Consider the following 16,999-nt stretch of genomic DNA (forward strand, 5'->3'; position numbering starts at 1 on the left):
TAAGACCCCTTGAAGACGACGAGGTAGATAGGTTGGAGGTGGAAGTGCAGCAATGCATGGAGCTGACCAATACTAATCGGTCGAGGGCTTATCCAACATATTTCAATGTGCTGCAAATTTCGTTTCGTATCTAGTTTTCAGGGAATCAATCTCTGTAACTGCATACAAGTTATGATGGAGAGATACCCAAGTGGCTATAAGGGGACCCTCTGCTAAGGGGTTAGACTGCGTAAGCGGTGCGAGGGTTCGAATCCCTCTCTCTCCGCCATTTGAATAACTTGAACGCAAATAGGTTTATATGGCGGTGTAGCTCAGCTGGCTAGAGCGTACGGTTCATACCCGTGAGGTCGGGGGTTCGATCCCCTCCGCCGCTACCATACATACCTGGAGGCTTAGCTCAGCTGGGAGAGCATCTGCCTTACAAGCAGAGGGTCGGGGGTTCGATCCCCTCAGCCTCCACCATGTACTATTTTTATCACCTTACCATGCCGGTGTAGCTCAATTGGTAGAGCAACTGACTTGTAATCAGTAGGTTGGGGGTTCAAGTCCTCTCGCCGGCACCATTTTTAATAATGTGGAACTGTGGTGTAGAGGCCTAACATGCCTGCCTGTCACGCAGGAGATCGCGGGTTCGAATCCCGTCAGTTCCGCCATTATTAATTTTAAGGAATAAAAATGGTCGGTTTTCCACAGATTAAAGTGGGAATCCGTGCTTTATTTTTATGTAAGGCTCGGTAGCTCAGTCGGTAGAGCAGAGGACTGAAAATCCTCGTGTCGGCGGTTCGATTCCGTCCCGAGCCACCTTTATATCCTGGAGGATTAGCGAAGTGGCCAAACGCAGCAGACTGTAAATCTGTTCTCGTCCGAGTTCGGTGGTTCGAATCCATCATCCTCCACCAGTAATAAGAGCCATTAGCTCAGTTGGTAGAGCACCTGACTTTTAATCAGGGTGTCGAAGGTTCGAGTCCTTCATGGCTCATCCGAAGAGTCGTCAACAACGTTGACGGCTCTTTTTGTGTTGTTTTTAAGCTGTTTTTCCCCAATGTAGGTGGATATAGAGAGAAGGCATTGTCGTTTGTACAGGGTGTTATGCTAAAATAAGAAAAAACGATAAAGTGGTGGAGTCATCAATGGTGGAGATGGAGCACATCGTTCAGAAACTAGAGCAGACCTTGGGTACCTCACTCGGTTTAAAAACATTGAATGATCAGGAAGCAGCATGGTTAACACAATCAATGGCGACCTCACCGCAATTCGGTGATCGGATTGTTCATGAGGAAGGAGCCCAGGGATCGAGTAACCGTAATGGAACCTCACAGAAATCACGAAGGGTTCAAGGCATCTATGTACACAAGGATCTCGGTGAGATTTGGATTCCGGTGAATCAACAGGATCCTCGCCGGGTAATCGTAGCGGATCAAGGTACTTTGACGGAGTCGGAGATTGGGCTTATAACTCTGCTATTGTCCAGCCTTCAGGATACGACGCCAGGGTTAACGTCAAAGAATGCCGGTAAGGTAGAAGAAGAACGGCGCGCCCAACAGTTGGGTGGTTGGTTAAAGGAACGCCTGCAGGCCGGTGAACTGCTAGCGGAGTTACCAGAGGAACTGTTGATTCGGACAAGCTTGACGGAGGACATGGTTCCCTTTCTTCTTATTCATGAGAGTGAGCATGCTCCCACTCCAAGTTATAAGGCGCTGCATCGGTTGTTGCGAAGCTATTTTGACGGGGACATCATTTTGGTGCCACTGCTTGATAAAGAATGGATTATTCTAGCCGACCAAGAATTGCTGGACGGTATAACGACCGATGATAAAGAGGATACTCCGGCAGAAGGCGATCAGGATTTACTCTCCTTATTCTGTATGGGGCTCTACGAGCTTATCTCAACGGAATGGGTGGGGGATTTCCATATCTCCGCGATACCGGCAGTTAATGCTCTCCATGCTCTGCCACAGACCGTTAGCATGTTAAGAGAGACCATGACCATCGGCCGTACATTCCAGGTGAAGGAACACATCCATCTGTCGACTGGACTTCATCTGGAGCGTCTGGTCTATAGCATTCCCGAGTACCAGCGCAATCAATTCCTGCGAGAGTACGCTGCCGGACATACCGATTTATTCGAGGATAGTGAGACCTTGTCAACGCTGGAGTCTTTTTTCGAATTGGATTGTAACGTGAGTGAGACGGCCAAGCACCTGTATATCCACCGTAACACGCTGCTGTACCGCTTGGATAAGATCAAACAGGAGACGGGGCTTGATGTTCGCAGCTTCAGTGATGCGGTTTTAGTGAAAATAACGCTTCTATTGTATAAAGTGACGAAAAGGAAATAGGTTTTTTGTGCAGATTGTGTATAGCAAGTCAGGTGCCTATGGGGTAATATAAGATTATAAATTAATTGTATTCGATTTCATAACATTCATATGAGGGGGCAAATGCACATGGCTGGTGTACGCTTAGAGCATATTTACAAAAAGTATGCAGGTGCGGATAAAGCAACTGTAATTGACGTTAATCTGGATATTAAAGATAAAGAATTCTTGGTATTGGTAGGTCCTTCCGGTTGCGGTAAGTCCACAACACTGCGTATGATCGCAGGTCTTGAGGAAATTTCTGAGGGTAAACTTTACATTGGCGACCGCGTTGTTAACGATGTAGCACCTAAAGATCGCGACATCGCGATGGTATTCCAATCCTACGCCTTGTATCCACATATGAACGTATATCAGAACATGGCATTCGGTTTGAAACTCCGTAAAGTGAAGAAAGACGAAATCGATAAACGTGTACGTGAAGCAGCGAGAATCCTGGATATCGAGCATTTGCTTGAGCGCAAACCAAAGGCTCTGTCCGGTGGTCAGCGTCAGCGTGTTGCCTTGGGTCGTGCGATTGTCCGTGATCCACAAGTCTTCTTGATGGATGAGCCGCTTTCCAACTTGGATGCGAAACTCCGCGGTCAGATGCGTGCCGAAATTACAAAGCTGGTTAAGCGTCTTGAAACCACTTGTATCTATGTAACGCATGACCAAACAGAAGCTATGACGATGGGTGACCGTATCGTTGTTATGCAGGACGGCATTATTCAACAAGCGGATTCCCCAGAGCAACTGTACAACAATCCGAACAACCTGTTCGTTGCTGGTTTCATCGGTTCCCCAACCATGAACTTCATCAACGGCAAATTGTCCGAGCAAAACGGTGGCGTATACTTCACTTCCCAGGGCTTGAACGTTCAAGTACCAGGCGGTAAAGCACAATTGCTCAAAAATAAATCCATGATTGGCAAAGAAGTAATCATGGGTGTTCGTCCGGAAGATATTCATGAAGAGCCAGTCTTCTTGGAAGCTTCTCCGAACACAATCTTCACTGCAAAAGTTGACGTAACCGAGAACCTTGGTCACGAAATGCTCTTGTACCTGAGCGGTTTGGGCACCGATACGGTTATCGGCCGTGTAGACGGACGTTCGACTACTCGTGAAGGCGACAATGTGAAATTGGCACTCGACATGAACAAAGTTCATATCTTTGATAAAGAGTCTGAATTGAACGTATTGCTCGAAGACTAATCTTCAGCAATCGGGATCTCTTGGAAACCGCCCCCTCAAGGGGCGGTTTTTTTAGGAGGAAAAGACATAAATCAAGGTAGTATTCGTATTCACCCCTAAAGAAGGTGTAAGGCGCTTTACGCGGAAGGTAGTAGATATATTCAATGGAATAGCAGATTATATAAAACAGTAAACCCGGAGGCGGAAAAAGAATAGAGTTAATAATGCCTTTCGTAATAAAACATTACATTTATATTATTCAAGTTATAGTACGTAATTGTAGCGTCGGTTCACCCCGATATGAGCCGAATGTCCCTAGCGAATAGTCGAAGAGAATTGCATTCATTGGCTTTTTTCGATAAGATAAGCACAAAGCAAGGGATACATAAGTATGGATCACATGGGATGTTGAAGCGTATTTTATGCTAAGTAACAAACGGCTGTACGGCATGTGAAGCATTGTTTTGTAGAAGGACATAACCGAATCATGAAATATATCATCATAAGACGAGCCGTGGTGACGGTTGCGTTGTGATGTCAACATACAATGGAAGAAGAGGGGTAAGACCATGGCCAAGAAAGTGAAGGTATCCGAGCTGGTCCAGCAGTTTCAGCTGGAGGTCATCGCAGGTGAGGAAGGCTTGAAACGTCAGATTACAACGGACGATCTGAATCGCCCGGGATTGGAAATGGCCGGTTATTTTGAATACCATCCGCGGGAACGGGTTCAGCTAATGGGGCGCACGGAGTTGGCTTTCTTCGGAATGCTGAAGCCAGAAGAGCGGAAAGAGCGGATGCGCAGCCTGTGCACGGAAGAAACACCTTGCATCGTGGTTACACGTTCCTTGGAAGTGCCGGAAGAACTGGTGGAACTCGGGAATGAGAGAGGTTTGCCTGTACTGCGCAGCAGCATGGCGACAACCATTCTGACAAGCCGATTCACAAGCTTCCTGGAGCGTAAACTTGCACCAACTACAACCATCCACGGGGTATTGTGTGATGTTTATGGCGTAGGGATGCTGATAACAGGCTCAAGCGGTATCGGGAAAAGCGAGACGGCACTGGAGCTCGTCAAGCGCGGACACCGTCTAATTGCGGACGATGCGGTGGAGATACGTCAGACATCGGATTTTCAGCTTCACGGAACTGCGCCGGAGCTCATTCGCCATCTTTTGGAGATTCGCGGAGTCGGTATTATTAATGTGATGACGTTATTCGGTGCAGGAGCCGTTCGGAATAATAAACGGATTACGCTTGTTGTTCGATTGGAAGCCTGGCAGCAGGATAAACAGTATGATCGTCTGGGGTTAGATGAAGAGACAACACGAATTATCGAGACAGACATCCCTCTGGTCACCATTCCGGTTCGTCCAGGACGTAACCTTGCGGTTATTATTGAAGTGGCAGCTATGAACTACAGATTGAAACAAATGGGACTGAATGCTGCACTGCAGTTTACGAACAAACTGACAGCTACGATCGCTGAAGATATGGACGATTTGGACTAGGACTAGGGAGGTTATAAAAGATGCAAACATTGCTCATCGATCCGGTGGCGTTCTCCATCGGATCGCTGCGTGTTCATTGGTATGGCTTGATTCTGGGTTTGGGTGCTTTGGCGGGCCTGTTACTGGCCATACGCGAGGGGAAGCGTTTTGGCATTCCGCAAGAATTTTTCATGGATTTGCTCCTGCTTGGCGTTCCTTCCGCTATCATTGGTGCGCGTATTTATTATGTAGCTTTTAAATGGGAAGACTATAAAGACAACTTCCTGGATGTGTTCAAAATATGGAACGGCGGGATTGCCATATTCGGTGCCCTTATTGGTGCCATTATCTGTGCGTTGATCTATGTTCGCCGCAAAGGCTATTCGTTCTGGCGGATTGCTGACATCTGTGCTCCGTCCCTGTTGGCCGGCCAGATCATTGGACGCTGGGGGAACTTCGTTAACCAGGAGGCTTATGGCGGTCCTGTAAGCGAGTCCTTTTTACGCGGACAACTGCACCTGCCTGATTTCATCGTCAATCAAATGAATGTACAAGGCGTATTCCATCATCCTACCTTCTTATATGAATCCTTATGGAACTTGGTGGGTATTGTCATACTGCTTATCCTCCGCAGACAGAAATTCCTGCGCGCAGGCGAACTTTTCATCGGATATTTCATCTGGTATTCCATCGGCCGATTCTTCATTGAAGCGGTGCGCACGGACAGTTTGGCGTTCCAAGGAGCCACCGGACTTGCCGACTTCATTAACAATACGTTATGGGCACCGATGACTTGGATGGGCTTTGAACTGGGCCATCTGGATCCGGCTTACGGCAATATTAGGATCTCCCAGCTGCTGTCCGTATTGATTGTCATTGGAGGCATCGTACTGATCATTGTACGCCGCGTGACAGGTCGCGCCAATGTGCGGTATTTGGACCCGATCGTGTCGACGAAGACCGGAGCAGGCCCTACGCCTGAAGCGGACCTTCAGACCAATAAAGCCGTGAAGCCATCCGCGCAGGCACCTGCTAAGCAGGACAAACCGGCAGCAGATCCAGAAGAGACGGCTGATAAAAGCTCTCTAACCCAGGAGACGGAAGTCAAACCGTCCCGAGTAGAAGATACTCCGGCAATAAAACCGGATACGGAGGACAAAAAGGAGTAGTTGCAGCATGATCGAAACCGTACTGTTTGATTTGGACGGAACCATTATCGATACGAATGAATTGATTATCTCGTCGTTTCTGCATGTCTTCGAGGCTCAGGCCCCGGGGCCGTTAACCAGGGAGCAGATCATTCCACATATGGGAACCACGCTGGAACAGCAGCTGCAGGCGTTCTCGGGAGGCGTCGAGGATGTTAGTCCGCTTGTCAAAGCCTACCGCTCCTTCAACACGCTTCATCATGATGAGATGGTGAGACCGTTCCCCCATGTAAATGAAGTCGTGGAGCGTCTTCATCGTCACGGGCTTTCGCTGGGAATTGTAACCACGAAGATCCGTCCTTCCACGATGATGACTTTGGAAAAGTACGATCTGGAGCGTTTCATGTCGGCGATTGTTACGGTGAACGACGTCGAGCATCCGAAGCCGCATCCTGAGCCCGTTCTGACGGCGATTGAGCGGCTGGGCGCCAATCCGGCTACGACATTGATGATCGGGGACAGCCCGGTTGACATTCAATCTGCCAAGGCGGCGGGCGTGAAGGCCGCCGCTGTAGCTTGGTCCCTGAAGGGTGAGCAGAAGCTGATGGAGTATGGTCCGGATTATGTTTTAAGGGATATGAAAGACCTGTATGAAATCGTAGGACTTCAAGAGGAATAGGAGTTTTGGCAGCATGGCCAGAAAGATTACCCGTTATCCTGTAGAAGGGCCCAACGCGTTATGGCAAATCTACCGCACCGTGAGCCCGTTCAAGGGCGTCAAGAACTTCATCTTTATCCAGTTGGCCCGCTATTGTCCTATCCTGCCCTTGAAGAACTGGATATACCGCCATATGCTCGGGATGAAGGTGGGGAAGCATACCGCGTTTGGATTGATGGTCATGGTGGATGTGTTTTTTCCGGAGAAAATATCCATCGGCGAGAATTCGGTCATCGGCTACAATACAACGATTCTTGCTCATGAGTATTTAATAAAGGAATATCGTTTGGGTGAAGTGCGGATCGGGGAGAACGTGCTCATCGGTGCGAACACCACGATTTTGCCTGGCGTAACGATCGGAGATGGAGCGGTTGTTGCTGCAGGGTCTGTCGTACATAAAGATGTGGCACCGGGTGTTTTTGTAGGCGGCAATCCATTGCGAGAGCTGAAAAGGACATCGACGGAAAGTGAGTCAATTTGAGGTAATGTGACAAGTTAGGTTCTCAATCTGCCTGAATTATTGTAGAATGAGTAGAGGATAACATGACACAAAGCGATTCTATAGTCCCCTGGGTATGATAGCCTTGAGGGACTTTTTTGCCCGCCTATCCTTAAACACTGGCTCTATGAAAATACTTGAAATCAAGGAGGCGACGCCTGACATGAGTGCAACGCTGAACAAAAAGGAAAGGCTCCCGCAGCTCGATATTTATCGTGCGCTGGCCATCCTGGGCGTGCTTCACGTTCATGCGACTTCATTTGCAACGGTTGATGCGATTGATTCGCGATTCTATTATATTATTAATTTTTTGAATATTTTCTTTAAATACGGTACACCCTCGTTTATATTCCTAAGCAGTTTTGTGCTGTTCTATAACTATGCAGACCGGCCACTGACCAAGGATCTGATCAAAAACTTCTACAAACGGCGGCTCTTGTATATTTTGCTGCCTTATGTGTTGTTCTCGATTATCTATTTCTTTGTGCGGATGTATCAGAACGGGCTGCTCAACAGCTCATTTGATCTATGGGCACAGATGCCGATTTTCTTTGAACGTTTAATTCGGGGACAGAACTACACGCACTTATATTTTGTATTTATCAGTTTGCAGTTCTATATCCTGTTCCCGATTTTCCTTAAGCTGTTCAAATCGTCACGGTTTCTTGTACGGTGGGCGGTTCCCATCGGGTTCCTGCTGCAATGGGGCTTTATCATTTGGAATAAATACGAGCTGCACTACACGTTTAAAGGAAGCTTGGCCATCTCGTATTTAGCCTACTATATGCTGGGTGCTTATCTGGCGATGAATTATGACAAGTTCAAGGGCTGGCTAACATCATCCTGGAAAAAGCAAACTTCAGGTCAAAGAGCAGGTACGATCGTGTTATGGGCCGGCTGGCTCGCGATGGCGCTAACGCATGTGCAGATTTGGTACAATCAGAGATTGCACGGTGCCAAATACGATTCCCTGTTGTACGAGCTGTTGTGGAATCTGCACACGGTTTTCTCCGCGATTGTGCTGATGCAGCTGGCCAGCTGGCTGTACAACAGCGGTTGGAAACTCATCGTAAGGGTTCTGACACGTATTGGCGAGCTGTCCTTCGCGATCTATCTGGTGCATCCTCTTTGGCTGTTCCTGTATCGGGAGTACGATCTCAAGCTGAATCCGGTAACCGATGACTATCTCATCTGGATATATGGCGGCATGGTAACTGCGCTCATTGTCAGCGCACTGGTGGTACAAACGGTGTTCCGGTGGATTCCAGGCTCCTGGATGCTGCTTGGCAGCGTTCCACGATCATTGAAGCCATCATCCAAAGCACCGAAAGCACCATCGCAGAGAAAAGACACCGTTGCAGGCGACAGCAAGAAATCAGTTGATCTATAACCAAAGCAGGCATACTTTTTTCTTTTCTATCATCATGAAGCAAAGCCGTCCGGCAGCCGGGCGGCTTTTTTTATTATGCCGCATGCACATAGCAGAGTTCATCCATAGACAAGCAAGCCACTCCAGCATGTTCTTGTGTTACAATTATACCCAGAAGTGAAGCGGATTCTTTGGCGGCTAGGCTGGATGACAACTGAGAACGATACATAAGCAGAACGCATCCCTGATGCATTGACGATCAGGCTGGGTTCATGGTAATATAGCCAATATCCTTTAATTTATTAGCAAGGTACCACTTTACCATATTAAAGACTTTACTGAATTTGAGGTGGAGCTTCATGTCTAAACCGAAAGGCTTCGAGAAACCGGCAGGTGTTCGTGATTATCTCCCTCATGCGGTCACCAAGCTGCGTCGGATTGAACGCGAAGTGCTTGCATGCATGGACCGCTGGGGTTACCGGCAGATTATGACACCAACGATGGAATATTACGATACGGTAGGCGTGGCAAGCTCTACGTCGGACCAAAAACTGTTTAAATTATTGAATAAACGCGGGACGACGATGGTGCTGCGGTCCGATCTGACCGCTCCCATAGCACGGGTTATGTCGTCGCTGCTGAAGGATGAGCCGCTGCCGGTGCGTTTGTCTTACCATGCAAATGTGTTTCGCGCAATCGAAGAGGAAGCAGGCCGGGAGGCTGAGTTCTTCCAGACCGGCGTCGAGCTTGTAGGCGATGATACGCCGGAGGCGGATGCCGAGGTGATTGCGCTGGCCATCGAATCCCTGAAGGCGGCAGGCGTGGAGAAATTCAAAATCGCGATGGGACATATGGGTTATCTTAATGGCCTTCTCCAGGAGGTGCTGCCTGAGCGTACGGAGGATCAAGAGAGCCTGAAGCAGGATCTGCTGAACCGCGACTATGTCGGATACCGAAATACCATTGCCAGTCTGCGCCTTATGGAGTCACAGCAGAACCAGCTGGAGGGAATCCTGAAGCTGCGCGGGGGCAGGGAGATTGCCGGGCAAGCACTTGAGATTAGCAGCAACGATCTCGCAAGAGCTTCTATTGAGCACCTGTGCAGAGTATGGGAGGTGCTGGAGGCTTACGATGTCTCCAGGCATGTTCTGTTTGATCTGACGATGCTCGGGGACTTCTCCTATTACACGGGAATGACGTTCGAGGGATATGCTGCCGAACTGGGCTCGCCCGTCGCAAGCGGTGGTCGTTACGACAAGCTTCTGCAGCAGTTTGGCCGTGCGGTTCCGGCAACCGGCTTTGCACTCAAGACTAATCGCATTCTGGATGGGGTGCAAGGGGAAGAGATTGCGGAGGAACTGCCGATTCTGATCCGGTACACGGCCTCCTATCGCAAAGAGGGATTGGCAAAAGCATCAGAATTGCGGGCACAGGGCCATACCGTCATCACCTCGATCATGCCGGACTCCGCGAGTGTCAGCGATGCGGGGGTACCCGTAGTATCCGGCAGTCTGCTTAATCGAGGCTATCGGGAGATCATTACCCTTCAATAGAACGCTGATATATCACTCTATTTTATATAGGTTAAGGTCAGGAGGATGTGAACGTGGCGGAAACGTTGAAAGTAGCGATGCCCAAAGGGCGTATTTATAAAAAAGCATCCGCGCTGTTCCGTTCAGCCGGACTTCCGATTCCCCTCGATGTGGATGAGACGCGCAAGCTGGTCATTCCCTTGCCGGAGGCAGGAATGGAATTTATTCTGGCGAAGCCGGTGGATGTGCCGACTTATGTGGAATACGGTGTCGCGGATATCGGAATCGTTGGCAAGGATGTGCTGATGGAAGAGAACAAAGACGTATATGAGCTGCTGGATCTCGGCATTGCGCGGTGCAGGATGTCGGTTATCGGCTTGCCGGACTGGAAGCCGGGCATACGTCAGCGGGTTGCCACCAAATATCCGAACGTGGCATCACAATATTTCCGTGAACAAGGCCAGCAGGTTGAAGTGGTTAAGCTGAACGGTTCGATCGAGCTTGCACCGCTAATCGGTTTGGCGGACCGGATCGTGGATATGGTGGAAACGGGCCAAACGCTCAAGGAGAACGGACTTATAGAGATGACCAGCATTTTTGAAATTACAAGTCGCCTGATTGCCAATCGTGTCAGCTATCGGATGAAGAATGATGAAATTCAGGCATTGTGCGATCGGCTGCAAACGGTCATTATGTCTGAGGGAGCCGATATACAGCGATAAGAAATGAAGGTATAAACAAAGATGTGCATGGATAGATCGGACAAATAGATTGACGATTCGTAAGAAACGCTAAGCGTGTATCGAAACAAGATGTGATGCAAGCAGCGGGATTGGGGGAGATTAAGGTGAAGGTTGTATCAGCACGGGACTTTCAGCTAAAACGGGAAAATGATTACGGCACACCAGAGCAGAATGAAGTCGTGAAGGCGATCGTGCGGGATATTCGGTCTGAAGGAGATGCTGCATTGCTGCGGCATACCGAGCAATTGGACCGTGTCCGTCTGACCGCAGATCAGCTTCGAGTTACGGAAGAAGAGCTCAAAGCGGCTTATGATCATGTGGAGCCCTCGTTCGTGAGGGCGATTCAGGCCGCGGCGGATAATATTCGGACTTTCCATGTGAAGCAGAAGCGAAATTCCTGGATGGATCTACAGCCGGATGGCAGCATCTTAGGACAAATCATTCGTCCGTTGAAGCGCGTGGGTGTATATGTACCCGGTGGAAAAGCAGCCTATCCTTCGTCCGTACTGATGAACGTGATCCCGGCGCAAGTGGCAGGCGTGCCCGAGATTGTCATGGTCACCCCTCCGGCTACCGGCGGGAAGGATGGGATTAATCCCTATATCCTGGTCGCTGCGGCCGAAGCGGGTGTTACGGAGATCTACCGCGTAGGAGGAGCTCAAGCGATTGCAGCCTTGGCCTACGGCACGGAGACCATTTCCCCCGTTGATAAAATCTGCGGTCCCGGCAATATTTACGTTGCGCTGGCTAAGCGAGAAGTGTACGGGGCGGTCAATATTGACAGCCTGGCTGGTCCGAGCGAGATTGCGGTATTGGCCGATGACAGCGCAGATGCTTCGTATATTGCGGCGGATTTGCTCTCCCAAGCAGAGCATGACGAAATGGCATCCGCCATTCTCGTGACGCCTTCGCGCAAGCTGGGCGAGGCTGTTGCCACTGAAGTGGAGCGGCAGCTTGAGCTGCTGCCGCGGCGCGACATCGCCCGAGCTTCCGTTGACACTTACGGTGCGGTGATCATAACGGAATCCCTTAGAGAAGGGATCGAGGTTATTAACCGTTTGGCGCCGGAACATCTGGAAATCGTGACGGAGGAGCCGATGGCGATTGTGGGCCAGATCGAGAACGCGGGTGCAATCTTCCTGGGGCCATACAGCTCGGAGCCGGTAGGCGATTATTTTGCAGGACCGAATCATATCATCCCGACGAATGGGACGGCACGGTTCGCATCGCCGGTTGATCTGGACGATTTCATTAAGAAATCGAGTTTGATCTACTACAGCAAGGAAGCCTTGCTGCGCGACGGCGAGCAGATTATGGAGCTGGCCCGGCGCGAAGGGCTTGAAGGCCATGCCCGGGCGATCGAGATTCGGCTTGAACAGGAGCGTTAAGCATCAAAGAGGAACTTGAATGATTCGTGCATACTAGATACGTTTAAGAGGAGGCAATCAACGTGAGCAGTTTGGATGCAGCAGCAAGATCAGCCGGCGTGAGCCGTAAAACCAATGAGACCGACATTGCCCTGGATTTCAATGTCGATGGAACCGGGATTTCGGAATTGGAGACCGATGTGCCGTTTCTGAATCATATGCTTGACTTGTTTACGAAGCATGGCCAGTTCGATCTTCGCGTCAAGGCGAAAGGCGATATCGAGATCGATGACCACCACACGGTGGAGGATATCGGGATTTGCCTGGGGCAGACGTTCCGGGAAGCGCTGGGCGATAAAAAAGGGATCAAGCGGTATGCCAGCGTGTTTGTACCGATGGACGAGGCGCTTGCTCAAGTCATTGTGGATATCAGCAACCGCCCGCATTTTGAGTATCGGGCCGAGTATCCTTCGCAGCAGGTAGGCTCTTTTCATACCGAGCTTGTCCATGAATTTCTGTGGAAGTTGGCGCTGGAAGCCCGGATCACGCTGCATGTCATCGTTCATTACGGACACAATACCCACCATATGATTGAAGCGGTGTTTAAGGCGCTCGGCCGTGCATTGGATGAGGCGACTACCGTGGATCCGCGAGTGACCGGCGTGCCATCCACGAAGGGAGTGCTCTAATCGATGGCCATTGCAATCGTGGATTACGGCATGGGCAATCTGCACAGCGTCAGTAAAGCAGTGGAGCGGCTTGGATATAAGCCACTTCTGACGGGGGAGCGTGAGGAGATTCTGGCGGCGGATGGCATCATTCTGCCCGGGGTCGGCGCGTTCGGAGATGCCATGGAGCAGTTGCGCGAAACCTCGCTGGACTCGGTCATGAAGGAAGCTGCGGAATCGGGGAAGCCGCTGCTGGGGATTTGCCTCGGCATGCAGCTCCTGTTCAGCCGAAGCGAGGAGCATGGCAAGTATGAAGGACTGGATATTTTGCCCGGATCGGTTGTACGGTTTGCGGGTGGTGACTACAAGGTGCCGCATATGGGCTGGAATTCGTTGCAGTTCGAGAAGCGGGAGCATCCGCTGTTTGCGGGGCTTGAGGAAGGTCATGTGTATTTTGTCCACTCGTATCATGTTCTTCCTGAGGTTCAGGCTGATTTGCTGGCGGTTACCGATTACGGTCAGCCAGTGACGGCCATCGTGGGCCGTGGTTCGGTGTACGGCATGCAGTTCCATCCCGAGAAGAGCGGGGAGCTTGGGATGAGCCTGCTTCGGAATTTTTTAGCTTTAACATAGGCTTTAACGTAATGTAAGGCGATCAAATAGACCAGAAGGAAAGTGGGAATGGGGATGTCCTCTTTTATCATATATCCGGCAATCGATATTCGTGGTGGCAAATGCGTCAGGCTCGTGCAAGGTGATTATAATCAAGAAACGGTATACAATGACAATCCGCTCGAGGTAGCCAAATCGTGGGAAGAGCAGGGCGGCACCTTTATTCATCTTGTAGATTTGGACGGAGCGAAGGCTGGTCATCCAGTGAATGACGATATCATCGGGAAGATCGCATCCAGCGTCCAGGTTCCGGTTCAGGTAGGCGGAGGCTTGCGTACGCTGGCGGATGTGGAGCGGCTGCTCTCGCTTGGCGTCAGCCGGGTTATCATCGGTACGGCGGCAATTGAAGACCGTGTCTTTACGGAAGAGGTGCTGGGAAAATACGGCGATAAGGTGGCCATCGGGATCGACGCGCGCAACGGATACGTCGCAACAAGGGGCTGGCTGGAAACGTCGGAGGTTCAAGCCGAGGTGTTGGCTAAGGAGCTGGCAGCCAAAGGAGCGGAAACCTTCATCTTTACCGATATTTCCCGCGATGGGATGATGCAGGGGCCTAACGTAGAGGCGATTGTCTCGCTTGCCAAAGCCAGCGGCCGCTCGGTCATCGCTTCGGGTGGCGTGACGAAGCTGGACGATCTGCTGGCACTCAGCGCGCACAGCGGTGACGGTGTAGGCGGAGCAATCGTAGGCAAGGCGCTGTATACTGGCAATATTGACCTGAACGAGGCCATTTCGCGAATCAAGTGAGGCTGGACCTTGGGTCCGTTCAAATAAGCGATGGATTGATAGAGTTCATAGGGGAAGAGGGGAAAGACATGCTGGCAAAACGGATCATACCTTGCCTGGACGTGAAGGACGGCCGGGTGGTGAAGGGCGTAAATTTTGTGAATCTCCGCGATGCGGGCGATCCCGTGGAATTGGCGGCGCTCTATGACCGGGAAGGCGCAGACGAGCTAGTCTTTCTGGATATATCGGCTTCGGTTGAAGGTCGGGCAACGATGGAAGAAGTCGTTCGGAGAACGGCAGGGGAAATCGCCATTCCTTTTACCGTGGGTGGAGGGATCTCGTCCGTCGAGGACATGAAGCGGATTCTGCGGGCGGGCGCGGATAAAATCGGGATGAATACGGCCGCGGTCAAGCAGCCTGAGCTGATCTCCGCCGGAGCACGCAAATTCGGCTCCCAATGCATCGTCGTGGCGATCGACGCCAAGTACAACGAAACGTGGGGAGAATGGGAAGTGTACACGCACGGCGGACGTACGCCTTCCGGCATCAAAGCGCTGGATTGGGTAAAACAGGCGGAGAGCCTGGGTGCGGGCGAGATTTTGTTGACCAGCATGGATGCGGACGGTACAAAGGATGGGTTCGATCTGTCGCTAACCTCTGCCGTATCTTCGACGGTGCAGATCCCGGTCATCGCGTCCGGCGGCGCCGGCAAAGAGGATCACTTCTATGACGTGTTCACCAAGGGGAAGGCGGATGCGGGTCTTGCCGCAACGATTTTTCACTATAAAGAGATCTCGATTCCTCATCTGAAGTTGCATCTTAGTCAAAAAGGAGTGGATATACGGTGAGCGAAAATATGTTGAAGGATTTATCCCTGGAGCAGGTCAGCGAGCACATCCGTTGGGATGCCTCGGGCCTGGTGCCGGCGATTGTACAGGATGCACAGAGCAAGCAGGTGCTGATGATGGCTTATATGAATCGGGAGTCTCTTCGATTGACGCTGGAAAGCGGCGAAACTTGGTTCTGGAGCCGTTCGCGCGAGGAGCTGTGGCATAAGGGGGCAACTTCCGGGAACGTCCAGACGGTAGTATCCATGACGTACGACTGTGATGGAGACACCCTCTTACTGCAGGTGAATCCGAAGGGACCGGCTTGTCATACCGGACAAACGACCTGCTTCCACAATGAGATTACCGTTCAGGGGCAGAAAAGCGGGTCAGGGAGTAATCCTGCAGCTGCTGAGAGCGGGCGGTTTGCGGTTCTTGCCGAGTTGGAAGAGGTCATTGCCCAGCGTGAAGTGGAGCGGCCTGAAGGGGCTTATACGACATACCTCTTTGATAAAGGGGTGGACAAAATCCTTAAGAAGGTGGGCGAAGAAGCCTCTGAAACGATCATCGCCGCCAAAAATAAAGACAACGCCGAGCTGAAGCTTGAGATCAGCGATCTGATCTACCATCTGCTGGTGCTTCTTCAGGAGCGGAAGCTCCCGCTGGATGAGATCATGGATGAGCTGAGCCGCCGCCATGAACGGCCGCGCCGCGATTAGGAGGCCTGCTCGATGCATATTGATTACCATACCCACCATGCCCGGTGCGGGCATGCCGAGGGGCAGCTGGAGGAGTATGTTCGGCGCGCCATTGAACTCGGGTTGGATCAATTGGGCTTGTCGGATCATATGCCCTTGATTCACGTCAACCCGGAGACGTATTATCCGGAGATGGCCATGCCGATGGACGAGCTGCCGCGTTACGTGGAAGAGTGCCTGCAGCTGAAGGAGCGTTACAAAGGACAGATTGACATTCGGATTGGTATCGAAGGCGATTATATCGAGGGATATGAAGAACAGATCGAGCGGATCGTGAAAGACTATCCGTGGGATTATGTCATTGGCTCCGTTCATTTTCTTGGTGAATGGGATATTACGGATTACCGCCAGACCCAAGGCTGGGAGGGCAAGGATCCGCTTGAGGTCTATCAACAATATTATGATGCGGTGCAGAAGGCCGCCGCGACCGGCTTTTATGATATCATGGGCCATCTGGATGTGATTAAGCGGTTCGGATATGGGCCAGGACCTGAGCAGAAGCCGGACGTGATCGCTCTGGAGCAAGCCGCGCTTGCGGCCGTGGCCCAAAGCGGGCGAGCCATGGAGCTGAACGCCTCCGGTTTATCGAAGGCCTGTGAGGAAATGTTTCCGAGCCGCCGCATGCTGGAGGAAGCGATGAAGCTTGGCATTCCGTTGACTTTAGGGTCGGATGCCCATCAGCCGATGAAACTGGGCGAGCATCTGGACAAGGCCCGGACACTGCTCTGGGAGCTTGGCGTTCGGGAGATCGCGACCTTCCGTAACCGGAAGCGGGAGATGGTGCTTTTGAATGTTGAGGGAAACGATGTATAATAAAGAAAAGCTCTAATTGCAAACAGGTTTATTGCAGACGGCTGTTTTCTACTCCTAGAGACCTTCTTCGAAGAGGTTGAAGGAGGCGGGAACGGCCTGATTTGACGATAGCGCTTTCAAC

At 50.9% G+C, this 16,999-nt stretch carries 16 protein-coding genes, 8 tRNA genes and 1 rRNA gene; all 25 read left to right on the top strand.

Annotated elements, in window-relative coordinates; genetic code table 11:
* Positions 1-96 (top strand): 23S ribosomal RNA (locus tag OHJ21_RS20625); the annotation flags it as partial.
* Between the two features lie 80 nt (positions 97-176).
* Positions 177-268: transfer RNA gene (locus tag OHJ21_RS20630), tRNA-Ser, on the top strand.
* 32 nt (positions 269-300) lie between these two features.
* A tRNA-Met gene (locus OHJ21_RS20635) sits at positions 301-377 on the top strand.
* Positions 378-386: 9 nt separating this feature from the next.
* A tRNA-Val gene (locus OHJ21_RS20640) sits at positions 387-462 on the top strand.
* Between the two features lie 25 nt (positions 463-487).
* Positions 488-563, top strand: a tRNA-Thr gene (locus OHJ21_RS20645).
* Between the two features lie 13 nt (positions 564-576).
* Positions 577-653, top strand: a tRNA-Asp gene (locus tag OHJ21_RS20650).
* Positions 654-728: 75 nt separating this feature from the next.
* A tRNA-Phe gene (locus OHJ21_RS20655) sits at positions 729-801 on the top strand.
* Between the two features lie 12 nt (positions 802-813).
* A tRNA-Tyr gene (locus tag OHJ21_RS20660) sits at positions 814-899 on the top strand.
* A gap of 7 nt (positions 900-906) precedes the next feature.
* Positions 907-979 (top strand) — tRNA-Lys (locus tag OHJ21_RS20665).
* A gap of 139 nt (positions 980-1,118) precedes the next feature.
* On the top strand, positions 1,119-2,339 hold the full coding sequence (locus OHJ21_RS20670) for a PucR family transcriptional regulator (protein WP_243390885.1): 1,221 nt from the start codon (positions 1,119-1,121) through the stop codon (positions 2,337-2,339).
* A gap of 108 nt (positions 2,340-2,447) precedes the next feature.
* The gene (locus OHJ21_RS20675; protein WP_100539532.1) at positions 2,448-3,572 is read left to right on the top strand and encodes an ABC transporter ATP-binding protein; all 1,125 of its coding nucleotides are present in this window, start codon (positions 2,448-2,450) and stop codon (positions 3,570-3,572) included.
* Between the two features lie 548 nt (positions 3,573-4,120).
* Positions 4,121-5,059 carry an HPr(Ser) kinase/phosphatase gene (hprK, locus tag OHJ21_RS20680; RefSeq protein WP_071219440.1) on the top strand — a complete coding sequence of 313 codons (939 nt, stop codon included), beginning with the start codon at positions 4,121-4,123 and terminating at the stop codon, positions 5,057-5,059.
* 20 nt (positions 5,060-5,079) lie between these two features.
* Positions 5,080-6,207: a prolipoprotein diacylglyceryl transferase gene (gene lgt / locus OHJ21_RS20685; RefSeq protein WP_326118283.1), complete on the top strand. Its 1,128-nt coding sequence runs from the start codon at positions 5,080-5,082 to the stop codon at positions 6,205-6,207.
* Between the two features lie 7 nt (positions 6,208-6,214).
* Positions 6,215-6,865, top strand: a complete 651-nt coding sequence (ppaX, locus tag OHJ21_RS20690; protein WP_127594982.1) for a pyrophosphatase PpaX — start codon at positions 6,215-6,217, stop codon at positions 6,863-6,865.
* A 13-nt stretch (positions 6,866-6,878) separates the two neighbouring features.
* Positions 6,879-7,385: an acyltransferase gene (locus tag OHJ21_RS20695; protein ID WP_486021061.1), complete on the top strand. Its 507-nt coding sequence runs from the start codon at positions 6,879-6,881 to the stop codon at positions 7,383-7,385.
* A gap of 181 nt (positions 7,386-7,566) precedes the next feature.
* Entirely contained in the window at positions 7,567-8,793 is a 1,227-nt protein-coding gene (locus tag OHJ21_RS20700; RefSeq protein ID WP_100539536.1) for an acyltransferase, read from the top strand.
* Positions 8,794-9,131: 338 nt separating this feature from the next.
* On the top strand, positions 9,132-10,325 hold the full coding sequence (locus OHJ21_RS20705; protein WP_486021062.1) for an ATP phosphoribosyltransferase regulatory subunit: 1,194 nt from the start codon (positions 9,132-9,134) through the stop codon (positions 10,323-10,325).
* Positions 10,326-10,378: 53 nt separating this feature from the next.
* The gene (gene hisG / locus OHJ21_RS20710) at positions 10,379-11,026 is read left to right on the top strand and encodes an ATP phosphoribosyltransferase (protein WP_100539538.1); all 648 of its coding nucleotides are present in this window, start codon (positions 10,379-10,381) and stop codon (positions 11,024-11,026) included.
* Positions 11,027-11,151: 125 nt separating this feature from the next.
* Entirely contained in the window at positions 11,152-12,435 is a 1,284-nt protein-coding gene (gene hisD, locus OHJ21_RS20715; protein ID WP_486021063.1) for a histidinol dehydrogenase, read from the top strand.
* A gap of 62 nt (positions 12,436-12,497) precedes the next feature.
* On the top strand, positions 12,498-13,103 hold the full coding sequence (gene hisB / locus OHJ21_RS20720; RefSeq protein WP_009595657.1) for an imidazoleglycerol-phosphate dehydratase HisB: 606 nt from the start codon (positions 12,498-12,500) through the stop codon (positions 13,101-13,103).
* A 3-nt stretch (positions 13,104-13,106) separates the two neighbouring features.
* Positions 13,107-13,715, top strand: coding sequence for an imidazole glycerol phosphate synthase subunit HisH (gene hisH, locus OHJ21_RS20725; protein ID WP_100539540.1), 609 nt, complete (start codon positions 13,107-13,109; stop codon positions 13,713-13,715).
* Between the two features lie 54 nt (positions 13,716-13,769).
* A complete protein-coding gene (gene hisA / locus OHJ21_RS20730) occupies positions 13,770-14,501 on the top strand; it encodes a 1-(5-phosphoribosyl)-5-[(5-phosphoribosylamino)methylideneamino]imidazole-4-carboxamide isomerase (RefSeq protein ID WP_326111873.1) in 732 nt (243 codons plus the stop codon).
* A gap of 68 nt (positions 14,502-14,569) precedes the next feature.
* On the top strand, positions 14,570-15,328 hold the full coding sequence (hisF, locus tag OHJ21_RS20735; RefSeq protein WP_100539542.1) for an imidazole glycerol phosphate synthase subunit HisF: 759 nt from the start codon (positions 14,570-14,572) through the stop codon (positions 15,326-15,328).
* Positions 15,325-16,026, top strand: a complete 702-nt coding sequence (gene hisIE / locus OHJ21_RS20740) for a bifunctional phosphoribosyl-AMP cyclohydrolase/phosphoribosyl-ATP diphosphatase HisIE (RefSeq protein ID WP_486021064.1) — start codon at positions 15,325-15,327, stop codon at positions 16,024-16,026. Before hisF ends, hisIE begins: the two co-directional genes overlap by 4 nt.
* A 12-nt stretch (positions 16,027-16,038) precedes the next feature.
* On the top strand, positions 16,039-16,878 hold the full coding sequence (gene hisJ / locus OHJ21_RS20745; protein WP_486021065.1) for a histidinol-phosphatase HisJ: 840 nt from the start codon (positions 16,039-16,041) through the stop codon (positions 16,876-16,878).
* Positions 16,879-16,999: the final 121 nt, after the last annotated feature.

Source organism: Virgibacillus sp. LDC1, from assembly GCF_025792345.1.
GTDB lineage: Bacteria > Bacillota > Bacilli > Paenibacillales > Paenibacillaceae > Paenibacillus_AQ > Paenibacillus_AQ lautus.

Bases quoted from the DNA above. Each gene is read 5' to 3' on its own strand.
- lgt (WP_326118283.1), top strand. From the start codon at position 5,080: ATGCAAACATTGCTCATCGATCCGGTGGCGTTCTCCATCGGATCGCTG.
- ppaX (WP_127594982.1), top strand. From the start codon at position 6,215: ATGATCGAAACCGTACTGTTTGATTTGGACGGAACCATTATCGATACG.
- hprK (WP_071219440.1), top strand. From the start codon at position 4,121: ATGGCCAAGAAAGTGAAGGTATCCGAGCTGGTCCAGCAGTTTCAGCTG.
- OHJ21_RS20695 (WP_486021061.1), top strand. From the start codon at position 6,879: ATGGCCAGAAAGATTACCCGTTATCCTGTAGAAGGGCCCAACGCGTTA.
- hisH (WP_100539540.1), top strand. From the start codon at position 13,107: ATGGCCATTGCAATCGTGGATTACGGCATGGGCAATCTGCACAGCGTC.
- OHJ21_RS20700 (WP_100539536.1), top strand. From the start codon at position 7,567: ATGAGTGCAACGCTGAACAAAAAGGAAAGGCTCCCGCAGCTCGATATT.
- OHJ21_RS20705 (WP_486021062.1), top strand. From the start codon at position 9,132: ATGTCTAAACCGAAAGGCTTCGAGAAACCGGCAGGTGTTCGTGATTAT.
- hisF (WP_100539542.1), top strand. From the start codon at position 14,570: ATGCTGGCAAAACGGATCATACCTTGCCTGGACGTGAAGGACGGCCGG.
- OHJ21_RS20675 (WP_100539532.1), top strand. From the start codon at position 2,448: ATGGCTGGTGTACGCTTAGAGCATATTTACAAAAAGTATGCAGGTGCG.
- hisA (WP_326111873.1), top strand. From the start codon at position 13,770: ATGTCCTCTTTTATCATATATCCGGCAATCGATATTCGTGGTGGCAAA.
- hisJ (WP_486021065.1), top strand. From the start codon at position 16,039: ATGCATATTGATTACCATACCCACCATGCCCGGTGCGGGCATGCCGAG.